14 protein-coding genes are annotated in these 15,805 nt (G+C 68.2%); 11 read left to right on the forward strand and 3 right to left on the reverse strand.

The genetic code is table 11. The annotated features are described in order from the left end of the window. Positions 1-199 precede the first annotated feature (199 nt). From VXD91_RS04765 to VXD91_RS04775, 3 genes are all read left to right on the forward strand, one after another. Positions 200-1,699, forward strand: coding sequence for an aldehyde dehydrogenase family protein (locus tag VXD91_RS04765; RefSeq protein ID WP_346414794.1), 1,500 nt, complete (start codon positions 200-202; stop codon positions 1,697-1,699). Between the two features lie 108 nt (positions 1,700-1,807). Then, positions 1,808-3,274, forward strand: coding sequence for an APC family permease (locus VXD91_RS04770; protein WP_346414795.1), 1,467 nt, complete (start codon positions 1,808-1,810; stop codon positions 3,272-3,274). After that, the gene (locus VXD91_RS04775; RefSeq protein WP_346414796.1) at positions 3,271-5,196 is read left to right on the forward strand and encodes a primary-amine oxidase; all 1,926 of its coding nucleotides are present in this window, start codon (positions 3,271-3,273) and stop codon (positions 5,194-5,196) included. Before VXD91_RS04770 ends, VXD91_RS04775 begins: the two co-directional genes overlap by 4 nt. Positions 5,197-5,265: 69 nt before the next feature. On the opposite strand, the gene VXD91_RS04780 is transcribed toward VXD91_RS04775, so the two are convergent. Continuing rightward, positions 5,266-6,405 carry an FAD-dependent monooxygenase gene (locus tag VXD91_RS04780; RefSeq protein ID WP_346414797.1) on the reverse strand — a complete coding sequence of 380 codons (1,140 nt, stop codon included), beginning with the start codon at positions 6,403-6,405 and terminating at the stop codon, positions 5,266-5,268. Positions 6,406-6,501: 96 nt separating this feature from the next. Between VXD91_RS04780 and VXD91_RS04785 the strand changes: the two genes are divergently transcribed. Beyond that, positions 6,502-7,044 carry a TetR family transcriptional regulator gene (locus tag VXD91_RS04785; RefSeq protein ID WP_346414798.1) on the forward strand — a complete coding sequence of 181 codons (543 nt, stop codon included), beginning with the start codon at positions 6,502-6,504 and terminating at the stop codon, positions 7,042-7,044. On the opposite strand, the gene VXD91_RS04790 is transcribed toward VXD91_RS04785, so the two are convergent. Beyond that, entirely contained in the window at positions 7,045-8,544 is a 1,500-nt protein-coding gene (locus VXD91_RS04790) for a carboxyl transferase domain-containing protein (RefSeq protein ID WP_346414799.1), read from the reverse strand. Positions 8,545-8,562: 18 nt separating this feature from the next. Further along, positions 8,563-9,405, reverse strand: a complete 843-nt coding sequence (locus tag VXD91_RS04795) for a DUF6498-containing protein (RefSeq protein ID WP_346414800.1) — start codon at positions 9,403-9,405, stop codon at positions 8,563-8,565. Positions 9,406-9,479: 74 nt separating this feature from the next. Here VXD91_RS04795 and VXD91_RS04800 point away from each other — a divergent pair, with 74 nt between their 5' ends. From VXD91_RS04800 to VXD91_RS04830, 7 genes are all read left to right on the forward strand, one after another. Next, positions 9,480-10,214 (forward strand): enoyl-CoA hydratase, encoded by a 735-nt coding sequence (locus tag VXD91_RS04800; RefSeq protein ID WP_226520662.1) that lies wholly within the window; start codon positions 9,480-9,482, stop codon positions 10,212-10,214. Next, entirely contained in the window at positions 10,214-11,329 is a 1,116-nt protein-coding gene (locus VXD91_RS04805; RefSeq protein ID WP_318986761.1) for an MBL fold metallo-hydrolase, read from the forward strand. Before VXD91_RS04800 ends, VXD91_RS04805 begins: the two co-directional genes overlap by 1 nt. 73 nt (positions 11,330-11,402) lie before the next feature. After that, on the forward strand, positions 11,403-13,817 hold the full coding sequence (locus VXD91_RS04810; protein WP_318986760.1) for an HAD-IC family P-type ATPase: 2,415 nt from the start codon (positions 11,403-11,405) through the stop codon (positions 13,815-13,817). A 49-nt stretch (positions 13,818-13,866) separates the two neighbouring features. Next, the gene (locus tag VXD91_RS04815; RefSeq protein ID WP_212813150.1) at positions 13,867-14,079 is read left to right on the forward strand and encodes an antitoxin; all 213 of its coding nucleotides are present in this window, start codon (positions 13,867-13,869) and stop codon (positions 14,077-14,079) included. 2 nt (positions 14,080-14,081) lie between these two features. Continuing rightward, positions 14,082-14,519 carry an SRPBCC family protein gene (locus VXD91_RS04820; protein ID WP_212813148.1) on the forward strand — a complete coding sequence of 146 codons (438 nt, stop codon included), beginning with the start codon at positions 14,082-14,084 and terminating at the stop codon, positions 14,517-14,519. 145 nt (positions 14,520-14,664) lie between these two features. Then, on the forward strand, positions 14,665-15,435 hold the full coding sequence (locus VXD91_RS04825; protein ID WP_318986759.1) for a VOC family protein: 771 nt from the start codon (positions 14,665-14,667) through the stop codon (positions 15,433-15,435). Positions 15,436-15,542: 107 nt separating this feature from the next. Continuing rightward, on the forward strand, positions 15,543-15,803 hold the full coding sequence (locus VXD91_RS04830; RefSeq protein ID WP_212813138.1) for a hypothetical protein: 261 nt from the start codon (positions 15,543-15,545) through the stop codon (positions 15,801-15,803). Positions 15,804-15,805 lie beyond the last annotated feature (2 nt).

The raw sequence follows: 15,805 nt of genomic DNA on the forward strand, positions 1-15,805 counted from the left end.
GAAAATCTTCAAATGAGAATCGGAGGCCCGGCCGGCCTCGGTGCGGCCGACAGCGGGTCCGGAAATCGACACGAACTGCGATTATCGAGCGGCCCGAATGAGAATGCCGGAGCCATTTCAAATGAGAATCCGAATTCGCGAAATACCCATTCGGAATTAGTGGTGACGCGCACCACATCAGTGCGTAAACATGATTTCCATGACAGCCACGCTCAGTACCTATCTGGACCCGCGGACCGCCGATTTCATTTCCCGTCCGCAGCAGATGTACGTCGACGGACAGTGGGTCGAATCGGCGTCCGGCCGGCGGTTCGACACCGTCGACCCCGCCACCGAGCAGGTCATCACGACGGTCCCGCACAGCGACGCCGAAGACGTCGAGCGGGCAGTGCGGGCGGCACGCCGGGCTTTCGAGGACGGCCCGTGGCCGACCATGACGCCCGCCGAGCGGCAGCGCATGATCTGGCGCATCGCCGAGGGCATCACGGCCCGGGCCGATCAGTTCGCCGAACTCGAGAGCATCGACAACGGCAAGTCCGTCGCCGTCGCGAAAGCCGTCGATGTCACCTGGGCCGCGGAGATCTTCTACTACTACGCCGGCTGGGCCACCAAGATCGAGGGCCGCACCGTGCCGGTATCGGTGCCGTGGGCGCCGGGCGCCAAGTTCCACGCCTTCACGCTGCGTGAGCCCGTCGGCGTCTGCGCCCAGATCACCCCATGGAACTTCCCGCTGGTCATGGCCGCGTTCAAAGTCGCACCGGCCCTGGCCTGCGGGAACACCGTCATCCTCAAGCCCGCCGAGCAGACCCCGCTGACCGCGGTGCTGCTTGCCGAGGTCATCGCCGAGGCCGGCGTCCCGGCCGGGGTGTTCAACCTGCTGACCGGCTTCGGTGACGTCGGCGCGGCACTCTCGGCACACGACGGCGTCGACAAGGTGGCCTTCACCGGCTCCACCGAGGTGGGCAAGAAGATCGTCAACGCCGCCTCGGGCAACCTCAAGAAGGTCTCGCTGGAACTGGGCGGCAAGAGCCCGCAGGTGGTGTTCGCCGACGCCGATCTCGAAGCCGCGATTCCCGGCGTGGCCGGCGGCTTCCTGTTCAACCACGGCCAGACCTGCACGGCCGGCACCCGGCTGCTGGTCGAGGACGCCATCTTCGACGAGTTCACCCAGGGCGTCGCCGAGCACGCGGCCGGCCTGCGGATCGGGCCCGGGCTGGACCCCACCAACGACATCGGCCCGCTGGTCTCGCGCGAGCAGCTCACCAAGGTCACCGGCTACCTCGACGACGGCATCGCGCAGGGCGCACGGGCCCTGGCCGGCGGCGGCCGGCACGGCGAGAGCGGCTTCTACGTGCAGCCCACGCTGCTGGTCGACGTGCACCGCGACTTCAACGTCTACCAGGAGGAGATCTTCGGGCCGGTCGCCGTGGCCGTGCCCTTCAACCGCGACCGCGGCGTGCGCGAAGCCGCCAACGACACCCCCTACGGGCTGGCCGCCAGCGTGTGGACGCGCGACGTCTCGACCGCGCACCGGGTGGCGCAGCAGATCAAGGCCGGCACGGTGTGGGTCAACTGCCACAACGCGTTCGATACGGCGCTGCCGTTCGGCGGCTACAAACAATCGGGCTGGGGCCGTGAACTCGGTGAGGGCGCCATTGCCGAATACACCCAGACGAAGGCCATCAACATCGCGCTGTGAATTCGGGTGCCAAATGAGAATTCGCCCATTCGGCAATTCTCATTTGAACTCACTCAAGCCTTACCGCACCGCAACCAATTTACATTCAATTCCAGCGAAGGTGCTGTCATGACAACTGACGCAGTTCTCGATGCCGGTCGAAGCACCGGTGCTCAGCCCAATCGATTGACGGGCCGGCTCGGCCCGGTGGCGATCGTGTTCATGGTCGTCGCCGCCGCCGCTCCGCTGACCGTCGTCGCCGGCACCTTCCCGATCGGCATCGCCGCCGGCAACGGGGCGGCCTACCCGGGTTCGTACGTCGTCTGCACCGCGGTGCTGCTGCTGTTCGCGGTCGGGTTCACCGCCATGGCCCGCCACATCTCGGGCGCCGGCGCGTTCTACACCTACATCGCGCACGGCTTCGGCCGGCATGCCGGGCTCGGTGCCGCGTTCCTGGCGCTGCTCTCCTACACCGCGGTCCAGGTCGGGGTGTACGGCTACATCGGTGCGTCCATCAACGAGCTCGTCACCGCCCACGGCGGACCCGTCGTGCCGTGGTATCTCTACGCGCTGCTGATGATGGCGGTCACCGGATTCCTGGGTTACCGGCACATCGAGCTGTCGGGCAAGGTGCTCGGTGTCCTCCTGGTCTGCGAGGTCGGCATCGTGCTGGTGATCAACGCCGCGGTCATCGGACATGGCGGCGCACAAGGGCTTTCGACGGCCGTGCTGCACTCGGGCAACTTCTTCTCCGGGGCGCCGGGCATCGCCCTGATCTTCGCGCTGGCCGGCTACATCGGTTTCGAGGCGACGGCGGTGTTCCGCGACGAGGCCCGTGACCCGGTGCGGACCATCCCGCGGGCGACGTACGCCGCGCTGCTGCTGATCGGTGGCTTCTACGCGCTCAGCAGCTGGGCGCTCGTCAGCGCGTGGGGTGACGCCGGCGCGGTCGACGAGGCGACGAAGAATCCCGCGACCATGCTCACCGAGACCGCGACCCACTACGTCGGTGCGGTGGCCGGCGACCTGGTCCAGATCTTCTTGATCACCAGCCTTTTCGCGGCGCTGCTGTCCTTCCACAATGTGCTGGCCCGCTACATCTTCTCGCTCGGCAACAGCCGGGCACTGCCCGGGCGCTGCGGCCGCTCCCACCCGCGGCACGATTCCCCGCACGTCGCCTCGTTCGCCCAGACCCTCTCGGCGCTGGTGCTGGTCGCGGCCTCGGTCCTGGCCGGCCTGGACCCGGTGACCCAGGTGTTCACGTGGTTCGTGGGCGCCGCGTCGGTGGGGATCGTCGTGCTGATGACCCTGACATCCGCGGCCGTCGTCGTCTACTTCCGCCGCACCCGACTCGACACCCGGCCGTGGCACACCGTGATCGCGCCGAGCCTCGGCTTCGCCGGTCTGGCAGTGCTGTCGGTGATGACCGCGGTCAACCTGCCGCTGCTGGTCGGTGGTTCCGGAACCTTGGCCGCGATCATCGGCGTCCTGCTGGTCGGTGCCTTCGCCGGCGGCATCGCGGTCGCGGTGATGCGACCGCACGCCGGAGCTCAACAGAACGAAAACCCTGATATCGCAAAGGAGATCGCACGATGACTGCCACTATTGAACCGCAGGTGACCACAGTTCCGGACCACCCGCTCACCCCGCTGAGCGCCGACGAGATCCGCGCCGCACGCCGCATCGTCGACGCGCACGGCCTGCTCGGTGACAGCGTCCGCTTCGTGTTCGTCGCACTGGAGGAGCCGCACAAGAGCGAGGTGCTGGCCTTCCGCCCCGGTGCCGCCATGGACCGCCGCGCCCGGGTGCTGCTGCTGGACCGCGCCACCGGCCAGGGCTCCGATCTGGTGGTGTCGGTGACCGAGGGCCGCGTCGTCAGTGAGGTGGCGATCGACAGCACCTGCGACGGCCATGTGCCGATCCTGGACCAGGAGTTCGAGGACATCGAGGCGTTCCTGCTCGACTGTCCCGAATGGATCGAGGCCATGACCAAACGCAAGCTGAATCCGGCTGACGTGCGGGCGGTTCCGCTGTCGGCCGGCGTCTTCGGTCACGAGGACGAGGTCGGCCGGCGCATCGTCCGGGTGCTGGCGTTCTACCAGTACGACGCCGCCGACCTGCCGTGGGCGCACCCGATCGACGGCGTCGTCGCCTACGTGGACCTCACGGGCCGCAAGGTCGTCAAGGTGATCGACGAGATCGAGCTGCCGCTGCCCACCGAACGCGGCGAGTGGGATGCCGCGCCGCATGCCGTCCCGGCCCGCACCGACCTCAAGCCCATCGAGATCACCCAGCCCGAGGGCGCGAGCTTCACCGTCGACGGCAACCAGATCACTTGGGCCGATTGGTCTTTCCGCTTCGGCTTCGATGTGCGTGAGGGCCTGACGCTGCACCAGCTGTCGATCGACGGGCGGCCGGTGGTGTACCGCGCGTCCATCGCCGAGATGGTGGTGCCGTATGCCGATCCGTCACCGGTCCGCTACTGGCAGAACTACTTCGACCAGGGGGAGTACCTGTTCGGCCGGTACACCAATGCCCTCGAACTGGGCTGCGACTGCCTCGGCGAGATCAAGTACTTCGACGTCACCATCGCCGACGAGAACGGCGAGCCCAAGCTGATGAAGAACGCGATCTGCCTGCATGAGGAGGACTACGGCGTGCTGTGGAAGCACACCGACATGTTCAACGGCATGGCCGAGGTCCGGCGGTCGCGGCGTCTGGTGATCTCGTTCTTTCTGACCATCGGCAACTACGACTACGGCTTCTACTGGTACCTCTACCTCGACGGCACCATCGAGTTGGAGGCCAAGGCCACCGGCATCGTGTTCGCATCGGCTTACCGTGGGCCGGAGGGCTTTTCCACCGAGATGGCGCCGGGCCTGGGCGCGCCGTTCCATCAGCACATGTTCTCGGCACGGTTGGACATGGCGGTCGACGGACTGACCAACACTGTCGAGGAAGTGGACGCCGTCGGTGTCCCGATGGGACCGGAGAACCCGTGGGGCAACGCCTTCCGCCCGCAGAAGACCAAGCTGACGCACGAGCTCGAAGCCATGCGCACCGCCGACAACCTCAAGGCCCGGGTCTGGCACATCACGAACCCGACCAAGCAGAACCGGCTGGGCCAGAACGTCGGCTATGCGCTGCATCCCGAGGGGCAGCCCACCTTGCTGGCCGATCCGTCGAGCTCCATCGCCAAGCGCGCGGCCTTCGCGACCAAGCACCTGTGGGTGACGAAATACGATCCGGCAGAGCGGTATCCGGCCGGTCAGTTCGTCAACCAGCACCCGGGCGATGCCGGCTTGCCGTCGTACGTCGCGCAGGACCGCAACATCGAGGGCGAGGACATCGTGGTGTGGCACACCTTCGGGCTGACGCACTTCCCGCGGCCCGAGGACTGGCCCGTGATGCCGGTGGACTACGCCGGATTCAAGCTCAAGCCGGTCAGCTTCTTCGATCGCAATCCGGCGCTGAATGTGCCGCCGTCACCGAAGAAGTCGCACTGCTGCAACGGCTGAGCGGGAAATGAGCTGCCGGGCCTGGTCACCCCCGAAGACCAGGCCCGGCTTTCCGCTGTCGGGGACCGCTCAGCGGTTGGAGAGCCCGGAAAGCCGCCACGCCAACTGATTTCGCACGGCAGGAACGCGGCCCGCCAGCCCGATCGCCAGGTTCCGGATGGGGCGGACCGGTGCGGGCAAGGTGGCCAGCCGGGTCAGGCGGTCGGTCAGCGTCACGACTTGCTGCGCCAGGGGGCGTCGGGCCGCGCTGTAGTCGTCGAGTACCGCGTCGCGTCCCGTCGCCAAAGCAGTTGCCAGGGCTGCACTCAACGCGAGCGCGTCCTGGATACCCAGGTTCATGCCCTGGCCGCCGGCGGGGCTGTGGACGTGGGCGGCGTCGCCGGCGAGCAGTACCCGGCCGGCCCGGTAGCTGTCGGCGACCCGGTGGTGCACCCGGAACCGGGAGCCCCACTCGACGCCGGTCACCGTCACCCGGCCGGGCCCGAAGGCGCGGGTGTCGAGCAGGTTCTGGACGAAGGCGACCGACGGTTCCTCGGGCGCCGAGTCGACGGGCGCCACGATCCGGTACGTGCCGCCGGGTAGCGGCGCGACGACCGTCAGCCCGGTGGACGCCCAGAACAGGATCACCTCGTCGTCGGTGACGTCGCCGCTGAGGCGGACGTCGGCCAGGGCGAACGACTGCCCGTACTGCCCGCCGCTGAACCCGATTCCAGCCTGCTCCCGCACGACGCTGTGCATGCCGTCGGCGCCGACGAGGTACCGCGCCCGGATGACGTCGCCGTCCTCGAACTGCGCCGTGACGCCGCGGGCGTCCTGCGTCACGCCGGTCAGCGTCTTCGGCCGGATCACCTTGCCGCCGAGCTCGGCCAGGCGGTCGAGCAGCACCTGCTCGGTGGTGCACTGCGGCACCATCAGGCTGTAGGGGTAGCGGGTCGGCAGCGTGCTGAAGTCGACCGGGATCAGGGTCCGGTGGCCATCGCGGATGGTGAACCGCGGAGCCGGAATGCCCAGCTCAACCAGGCGTTCGGAGACGGCCAGTTCTTCGAGCACCTCCAGCGTGCGGGCGTTCACCACTGCGGCGCGTGACGTGTTGGCGCCCGCGGCCAGGCGGTCGACCACCAGGGCGTCGACACCGCGGGCCTGCAGCGCGGCGGCAAGGGCCAGTCCGGTGGGGCCTGCTCCGACGATCAGGACATCGGTGTCGGTCATCTGCGTCTCCTTCCGCGTATGCCAACAGTTGTTGGCATAACCATGGTTACGCGTTTCGGCACCGAAGTCAACATGTGTTGGCATACAGTTGTTGGCATGCGCAGATCGTCAGAAGAGACCAAGGCCGTGATCCTGGCCGCCGCCCGGGAGCGGTTCGCCACGACCGGTTACCAGGCGGCGACCATCAGGGCCATCGCCGCCGACGCGCACATCGACCCGTCGATGGTGATGCGGTACTTCGGCAACAAGGACCAATTGTTCGCCGCCGCAGCCGAATTCGACCTGCGCTTCCCCGACCTGTCCAACGTCCCGAAGACCGAACTCGGGGCCGCGCTGGTCGCGCATTTCCTCGACCGCTGGACGCAGGACGAGGGACTGATCGTGCTGCTGCGCTCCTCGACCACGAATGCCGATGCGGCGCAGCGCATGCAGAGCATCTTCGCCGACCAGTTGCGCCCCGCCATTGCGCGGCTCAGGCCCACCGATCCCGCACGCTGCGCCGGGCTGATCGCCACGCAGGTGCTCGGCATGGCGATGTGCCGCTTCGTGCTGAAGCTGCCACCCATCGTCGCGATGAGTGACGACGACCTCGTCCACTGGCTCGCACCGACGCTGCAGCGCTATCTCGACGAGGCCTGATCAGCTGTCGGGGACGCCGATCCGCCGGTAGCGCTGCAGCCGCACCCCGAGCCGCTGGGCCGCGGGCACGGTGTGCAGCGCATGCAGTTCGGCGGCGATGGCGGCAGACATCCGCTCCGTGAACCCGGCCGGGTCGTCGGCGGCGTCGACTTCCTCGGACACGATGACGTCGACGATGCCGGTCTTGAGCAGATCGGCCGACCGAACCCCTTGGGCGGCAGCAAGTTCCGGGGCATGGTCGACGTCGCGGTAGACGATGGCGCTGGCGCCTTCCGGTGGCAGCGGAGCCAGCCAGCCGTGCTGGGCGGCCAGCACCCGGTCGGCCGGCACCATCGCCAGCGCCGGGCCACCGCTGCCCTGACCCAGCAGCACCGACACCGTCGGCGTATCGAGCGTGACGAGTTCGGCGAGGCACAGCGCGATCTCCCCGGCGAGCCCGTCCTCCTCGGCCTGCTGCGACAGTGCGGGGCCGGCGGTGTCGATCACGAGCACCAGCGGCAGTTGCAAGCCGGCCGCCAGCGCCATGCCGCGGCGGGCCTCCCGCAGCGCGCGCGGCCCGACGAGGCCGCCGATCACGCGACGCTGACCGACCACCACGGCGGGCTGCCCGCCGAACCGGGCCAGCGCCAGCAGCGTCGTCCCCGATTCGCCGCGCCCGGTCCCGGACAACAGCACCCGGTCCGTGGCCCCGTGCGCCAGCAGGTAGTCCACGCCGGGCCGGTCCGCGCGCCGCGACGCCGCCACCGACTCCCACGCCGGCACCTCAGGGATTTGTGCACGATTTTCCGCGCCCACCGCGGATTTTCGTGCACAAATCCCTGGGTCGGGCGGGTCGGCGACCACCGTCAGCACGCGATTGACGACACCGCGCAGCTTCTCGAGCGGCACGACGCTGTCGATGACACCGTGGGCGAAGAGGTGTTCGGCGGTCTGCACCCCTTCGGGGAACGGCTCGCCGTAGAGGTGCTCGTACACCCGCGGCCCGAGGAACCCGACGAGCGCGCCCGGCTCGGCGGCGGTGAGGTGCCCGAGCGATCCCCAGGACGCGAACACCCCGCCGGTCGTCGGGTGCCGTAGATACACCAGGTACGGCAGGTGCGCTTTCTTGTGCAGCTCGACGGCCGCGGCGATCTTCACCATCTGCAGGAACGCGACGGTGCCTTCCTGCATGCGCGTCCCACCCGACGACGGCGAGGCGATCAGCGGCAATCCGAGCGCCGTCGCGCGCTGCACGGAAGCGGTGATCCGCTCGGCCGCGGCCACCCCGATCGAGCCGGCCAGAAAGTCGAATTCGCAGGCCACCACGGCCACCCGCCGGCCGGAGACGGTGCCCTCGCCGGTCAGGACGGACTCGTCCAGTCCGGTGCGCAGCGTCGCGTCGGCCAGTTCGGCGCGGTAATCGTCGGTGACGGCCACCTCCAGGGGCGGTCCGTCCCAGCTGCGGAACGATCCGTCGTCGAGGATGGCGTCGAAGAACTGACGGGCTCCGGTCCGACTCACCCGGGTCAGGCTAGTCGGCTACCGTCCGGCCCCGGTCCACACTTCGTCGTTTCGTGTCCGGCGCCTGACCTCGGCGGCCTGATCCTTCACCCACATGTCTTCGAACCGCTGTCCCTCGGGCTCGCGCCGGATCCGGTTCATCGCCCCGCTCAGCCACTTCGGCGGGGTGGCCGGCTCGTACATCGGCAGTGCCGAGGCCAGGGAGTACAGCGTCTTCAGCACGACGAACACCCCGAACATGCGGGCCGGTGAGTTGGTCACCGCGGCGGCGAAGATGCCGAAGATCAGCGCGAGATGCACCACGCCGACCCGCCCGAAGCTGCGGTTGGCGGTCTGCTCGAGCAGACCGAACGACCAGCGCCGCAGGTACGGCACATCCACGAGGAAATCGACCGCGACGATGACGAGCATCTGCAGGCAGCCGATGCCCGCGCTGCGCCAGTCGAGGCCCACCAGCTCGGCGTTCCCGTTGTGCGTGAGGATCAACAGGATCACGGCGATGAAGACGCCGTGCGCCGCACAGAACACCGCGTTGATGAAGAAGAACCCCTTGATGAAGGAACCGGGCTTGGCTCGTGACTCGATTGCTCCTCGCGTCCGCACGGGCCCCTTCGACTGCGGCGCTTCGTACCGGAAATGGCCGCGGCGCGGGTTCCACCGCTGCTGCAGGACGCCGCGGGCGTAGATGAACAGCAACCCGGCGACGGTCTCGAACCAGTAGACGATCAACGTCGTCGCCGCGGACCACTCCTGCGTGAACCAGCCGACCGCGGGAATCGCGTTGGCCGCGACGAGCGTCAACAGATGAGCGAACTGATTCGCCCTGGGTTGTTCGGGCGCAGTGGGCGGCACGCGCCCCATCGTCGCACCTGAACACCGGCGGCACTCCGCAACGCGGCTCGGCGCTCGATCGTGGCACCGCATAGGCTGGCCCAATGATCGGAGTGACGCGGGACGGCAATGTCCTGACCCTGGAAATGCAGCGCCCGGAGCGGCGCAACGCGCTGAACGCCGCGCTCGTCGACGGCGTCCGCGAAGAAATCGAGAAGGCCTCGCCGTCGGATACCCGCGCGATCGTGCTGACCGGGCAGGGCACCGTGTTCAGCGCGGGCGCCGACCTGTCCGATGCCGAGGGCGTGGCCAAGGAACTGCCGGACAAGGCCCTGGCCCTGAACCTGGCGATCGACGCGAGCCCGATCCCGATCATCGCGGCGCTCAACGGCCCTGCGATCGGCGCCGGCGTCATTCTCGCCATGATCTGCGACCTGCGGGTTGCCGCGCCGGGCGTGTTCTTCCAGTTCCCCATCGCCAAATACGGTCTGGCCCTGGACAACTGGAGCATCCGCCGGCTGACGTCCCTGGTCGGCCACGGCCGCGCCCGCGCCATGCTGCTCGCCGCCGAGCGTCTCGAACTGGAGACCGCGCTGCAGACCGGCATGGTCAACCGCACCGGCACGCTGGCCGACGCCCAGGCCTGGGCCGCCGAGATCGCCGGCTACGCGCCGCTGTCGCTGGCGCACTCCAAGCGCGTGCTGAACGACGACGGTGCCTACGACAACGTGCGCGGCGAACACACCCGCATGTTCAACAAGGCCTGGGCCAGCCCGGATGTGATCGAGGCGCAGGTGGCCCGGTTCGAGAAGCGGGCGCCGCGGTTCCAGGGCGCCTGATGCTACGACGGGCACTGCGGCTGATGTGGGGAACGGCGGCGCTGGCAGCCGGTGGCTGGGTCTTGCGGGCGCTCAACGGCACGCCGGCCGCACTCGGCGCCGGCCCCGCGGACATCAACGCGGTGGCCGCCGATTCGCCCAATTATCACGACGGCGTGTTCGTCAACCTCGAGCCGCCGTCCGGTACCGAGCTGACGCGCGAACAGCAGGCCGGCCTGGTCCGTGAACTGCTGACCAGCAGCGCGGTCCAGCGTCCGCCGATGCCCATCCCGCTGGTGGTGCCCGATCCCGGGCTCCCCGCCGGGGACCTCGCGGTTACCTGGTACGGGCACTCCTCGGCGCTGATCGAGATCGACGGCTACCGCGTGCTGGCGGACCCGGTGTGGAGCCGACGCTGCTCGCCGTCGCGCCGGGTGGGTCCGCAGCGGCTCCACGAGGTGCCGGCGCCGCTGGAGGCACTGCCGGCCGTCGACGCGGTGATCATCAGCCACGACCACTACGACCACCTCGACATCGACACCGTCACACAACTGGCCGGCATGCAGCGGGCCAAGTTCTTCGTGCCGCTGGGGATCGGCGCGCATCTGCGGTTCTGGGGCATCCCGGCCGCGCGCATCGTCGAACTCGACTGGAACCAGAGCGCCACGCTCGGCGAGCTGACCCTGGTCTGCACCCCGGCCCGGCACTTCTCGGGACGGTTCCTGACGCGCAACACCACGCTGTGGGCGTCGTGGGCGTTGATCGGCCCGCAGCACCGGGCGTTCTTCGGCGGCGACACCGGCTACACCAAGAGCTTCGGGGACATCGGCGCCGACCACGGGCCGTTCGACCTGACCCTCATGCCCATCGGCGCGTACCACCCGGGCTGGCCGGACATCCACATGAATCCCGAGTTCGCGGTGCGGGCGCATCGCGACGTGACCGACAGCGGCCTGCTGGTGCCGATCCACTGGGCGACGTTCCGCCTGGCGCCACACCCGTGGTCCGAGCCGGTCGAGCGGATGATCATCGCCGCCCGTGACGAATCGGTGGACGTGGCCGTCCCGATGCCGGGCCAACGGGTGGAGCCGGCGCGGTTGCCGGGCCTTGATGAGTGGTGGCGGCCGTCTCAATAGCGATTTGTGCACGATTTTCCGCGCCTGCCGCGGATTTTCGTGCACAAATCCCGACGTAAAAGGGGGATGACGGGTGACTGTCGACGATCCGGAACGCAGCGTCACGACGGATCTCGCCGGTCTGTCGGATGCCGACGTCGCCCAGCGCGTCGCCGCCGGCCAGACCAACGACGTCCCGACGCGGGCGGCCCGCAGTGTCTCGGAGATCATCCGCGCCAACGTCTTCACGCGAATCAACGCGATTCTCGGCACGCTGTTCCTGATCGTCCTGGCGACGGGCTCGGTCATCAACGGGCTGTTCGGGTTGCTGATCGTCGCCAACAGCGCCATCGGCATCATCCAGGAGCTGCGGGCCAAGCAGACCCTCGACCGGCTGGCCATCGTCGGGCAGGCAAAACCGTTGGTACGCAGGCAGTCCGGTACCCAGGAACGACCCGCGGGCGAGGTGGTGCTCGACGACGTCATCGAGCTCGGCCCGGGCGACCAGATCGTGGTCGACGGCGTCGTGCTGGAAGCGGCCAACCTCGAGGTCGACGAGTCACTGCTCACCGGTGAGGCCGACGCCATCGACAAGGGCACCGGCGACACCGTCATGTCGGGCAGCTTCGTCGTCGCCGGTAGCGGTTCCTACCGCGCCACGAAGGTCGGACGCGCGGCATACGCAGCCCAATTGGCCGCCGAGGCAAGCAAATTCACTCTCGTCAAGTCCGAGCTGCGCAGCGGTATCAACACCATTCTGCGGTTCATCACCTACCTGCTCTGGCCGGCTGGGGCGCTCATCATCTACACCCAGCTGTTCACCGTCACGGGCGTGGGCTGGAAGGAGTCGGTGCTGCGGACGGTCGGCGCCCTGGTGCCGATGGTGCCCGAAGGCCTGGTGCTGATGACGTCGCTGGCGTTCGCCGTCGGCGTGGTCCGCCTGGGCCGGCGGCAGTGCCTGGTGCAGGAGCTGCCGGCCATCGAAGGTCTGGCCCGCGTCGACGTGGTGTGCGCCGACAAGACCGGGACCCTGACCGAAAACGGTATGCGGGTAAGCGATCTCAGCACCTTCACCACGGACGACGCCGCGTCGGTACTCGCGCAGATGGCGGCCGACGACGTACGGCCCAACGCCAGCATGGCCGCCATCGCCGAGGCGTACAAGCTGCCGCCGGGCTGGACGCAGACCGCCAGCGCGCCGTTCAAATCGGCGACCAAATGGAGCGGGGTGTCCTACGGCGAGCACGGCAACTGGGTGCTCGGCGCGCCCGACGTCCTGCTCGAGGCCGGTTCCCCCGAAGCCGAGCAGGCCGAACAGATCGGCGCGCAGGGCCTGCGGGTGTTGCTGCTCGGCTCCTCGGACCGCTCCGTCGACGCCCCCGACGCGCCCGGTGCCGTCACTCCCGCGGCGCTGGTGACACTGGAGCAGCGTGTCCGTCCCGATGCCGGTGAAACGCTGGACTACTTTGCGCAGCAACATGTCTCGGTCAAGGTGATCTCGGGCGACAACGCGGTGTCGGTGGGTGCGGTGGCCGGTTCGCTGGGGCTGGACGGCGAGACCCTCGACGCCCGTCGGCTCCCGGACGATCCGGAACAGTTGGCCGAAACCGTCAGTGAATACACCACGTTCGGCCGGGTCCGGCCGGACCAGAAGCGCGCCATGGTGCATGCCCTGCAGTCGCGTGGCCACACCGTCGCGATGACCGGCGACGGCGTCAACGACGTGCTGGCCCTCAAGGACGCCGACATCGGTGTCGCGATGGGATCGGGCAGCTCGGCGACGCGGGCCGTCGCGCAGATCGTGTTGCTGGACAACAAGTTCGCCACCCTGCCGTATGTGGTGGGGGAGGGCCGCCGGGTGATCGGCAACATCGAGCGCGTCTCGAACCTGTTCCTCACCAAGACGGTCTACTCGGTGCTGTTGGCGGTTCTGGTGGGCCTGGCGGGTCTGTCCGCCAGGTTCTTCGGCACCGAGCCCGTGCTGTATCCGTTCCAGCCCATTCACGTCACCATCGCGGCGTGGTTCACCATCGGCATTCCGGCGTTCATCCTGTCGCTGGCGCCGAACAATGAACGCGCACACCATGGTTTCGTGCGCCGGGTGATGACGGCCGCGCTGCCGTCGGGCCTGGTGGTGGGTGCCGCGACGTTCGCCTCCTACCTGCTGGCCTATCACGGGAAGTACGCGGACGCGGTCGAGCAGAACCAGGCGTCCACCGCGGCGCTGATCACGCTGCTGGTGTCGGCGGTGTGGGTGCTGGCGGTGGTGGCACGGCCGTACCAGTGGTGGCGTGTCGCGCTGGTCGCCGCGTCGGCGTTGGCATATGTGGTGATTTTTTCGATTCCCTGGGCGCAGCAACAGTTCATGCTCGACCCGTCGAACCTGGCGCTGACCTCGGCGGCCGTCGGAATCGGGCTGGTGGGCGCCGGTGCGATCGAGGTGTTGTGGTGGCTGCAGGGCCGCTGGCTGGGCGAGCCGCGACGGTTGTGGCGAACCGAAGAGCAATGAAGAATGAGCACGTTCACCGGACAATCCGGCAATAGATAGGGTGGGAATCATGGGATTTCTGGACAAGGTGAAGGACCTGGCGGCGCAGAACGCCGACAAGGTCGAGGCCGCTATCGAGAAGGTCGGCGACATCGTCGACGAGAAGACCGAAGGCAAGTTCAAGGGCGCTGTCGACAGCGCCCAGGAAGCGGCGAAGAAGGCCGTCGCAGGAGACCAGCCTGCTGCTGAGGCTCCTGCCGAGGGGACGCAAGAACAGCAGTAGTCATGGCAAAACTCGCAAGTTCCATCGAAGTACCGCTGTCGCCCGAAAAGGCCTGGGAGGCAGCGTCGGACCTCTCCCGGTATGACGACTGGCTGTCCATCCACCGGATGTGGCGCAGCCCGTTGCCCGAGACCCTGGGGAAGGGCACGCAGATCTCGTCCGTCGTCGAGGTCAAGGGCATGCTGAACCGGGTCGACTGGACCATCGTGCACTACAACCCGCCGGGATCGTTGACCCTCAACGGCGTCGGTAAGGGTGGCGTCAGGGTCAAGTTGATGGCCAAGATCACGCCGGCCGGCGACGGTTCGAACGTGGCGTTCGACATCCACCTCGGTGGCCCGGCCCTGTTCGGCCCCATCGGCATGGTGGTGGCGGCTGCACTGCGGTCCGACATCCACCAGTCACTGGAGAAGTTCAAGGCGCTGTTCGCGTCGGTGTAGGCCCGTCAGACGAAGGTGGCGAGAATTCTCGAATTCTCGCCACCTTTTTCATGTCGGCTTTCTTGTCGACGCCGCCGCGATGAGTTTTCGGCGGGGTGCTTGTCTGTATCGGTGACCACCCAGTCATTCGTCTAGGGAGAACACCATGGCCACTCGTACCGCGACCCCACTGGGCGCGCCCATCTGGATCGACCTCGCCACCTCGGATGTGGCCGGCGCCCAGGCGTTTTACCGCACCGTGCTGGGCTGGGACTACGAAAACCCGGGACCCGACTACGGGGGCTACATCAACGCCCGGCGCGACGGCCGCTACGTCGGCGGCATGATGGCGAGCGACCCGGCGTGGAACGCCCCCGACGCGTGGACCGTGTACCTGCACACCGCTGACATCCGGGCCACCGTCGACGCTGCCGTCGCCGCCGGCGCCACCAACTGCATCCCGGCCATGGAGGTGCCCGAGAAGGGCTGGATGGCCATGCTGACCGACCCGACGGGCGCCTTCTTCGGCCTGTGGCAGCCGACCGGGCACCAGGGCTTCGAGGCGTACGAGGAGGCCGGCGCCCCGGTGTGGTTCCAGCTGACCACGACCGACTTCGCCAAGGCCACCGAGTTCTACACGACGGTGTTCGGCTGGGAGCTGCAGGTCGAGGCCGACAGCCCCGAGTTCCGATACAGCAACGCCATCTTCGATGGCGAGCCGCTGATCGGCGTCATGGACGGCTCCGTCATTCCCGGTCTGGACCGTTCCACGTGGAACGTCTTCCTCGGCTGCGACGACGTCGACAAGACCATCGAACTGATCACCGCCAACGGCGGCTCCGTGGTGCGCGCCGCCGAAGACACCCCGTACGGCCGGCTGGCGGCCGTCACCGACCCGACGGGCGCGGCGTTCAACCTGTCGTCGCTGAAGGACTGACCGGCGAGCCTGAGCTTGTGTCCGAAAATCCCACGGATTCTCGGACACAAGCTCATTTTCGGCCCAAAAAACTGTCCCGATCCGGCCCGCTCGGTGCTCCTACCGATATGAACATCCACTGGCGGCACCAGCACCCCGCGACTATCACCGATGGGCCGACCTACGAGATCGTCGACCAGCTCCACGATCGTCACGCCGTAGGCGTCACGGCGGACCGCTTGGCGGCGACGGTCGCGGGCTGGCTCGCCGAACTGGATGTGCAGAGCCCATTGACCGAGGAACTGGCCCGCGCGACGCAGCGCGGTGACTGGCCCACCACCCACGCCATCTGCGACCAGCTGTCCATCGATCTGATGATCGCGGCCTGACG

Source organism: Mycobacterium sp. SM3041 (assembly GCF_039668335.1).
Classification (GTDB): Bacteria; Actinomycetota; Actinomycetes; order Mycobacteriales; family Mycobacteriaceae; genus Mycobacterium.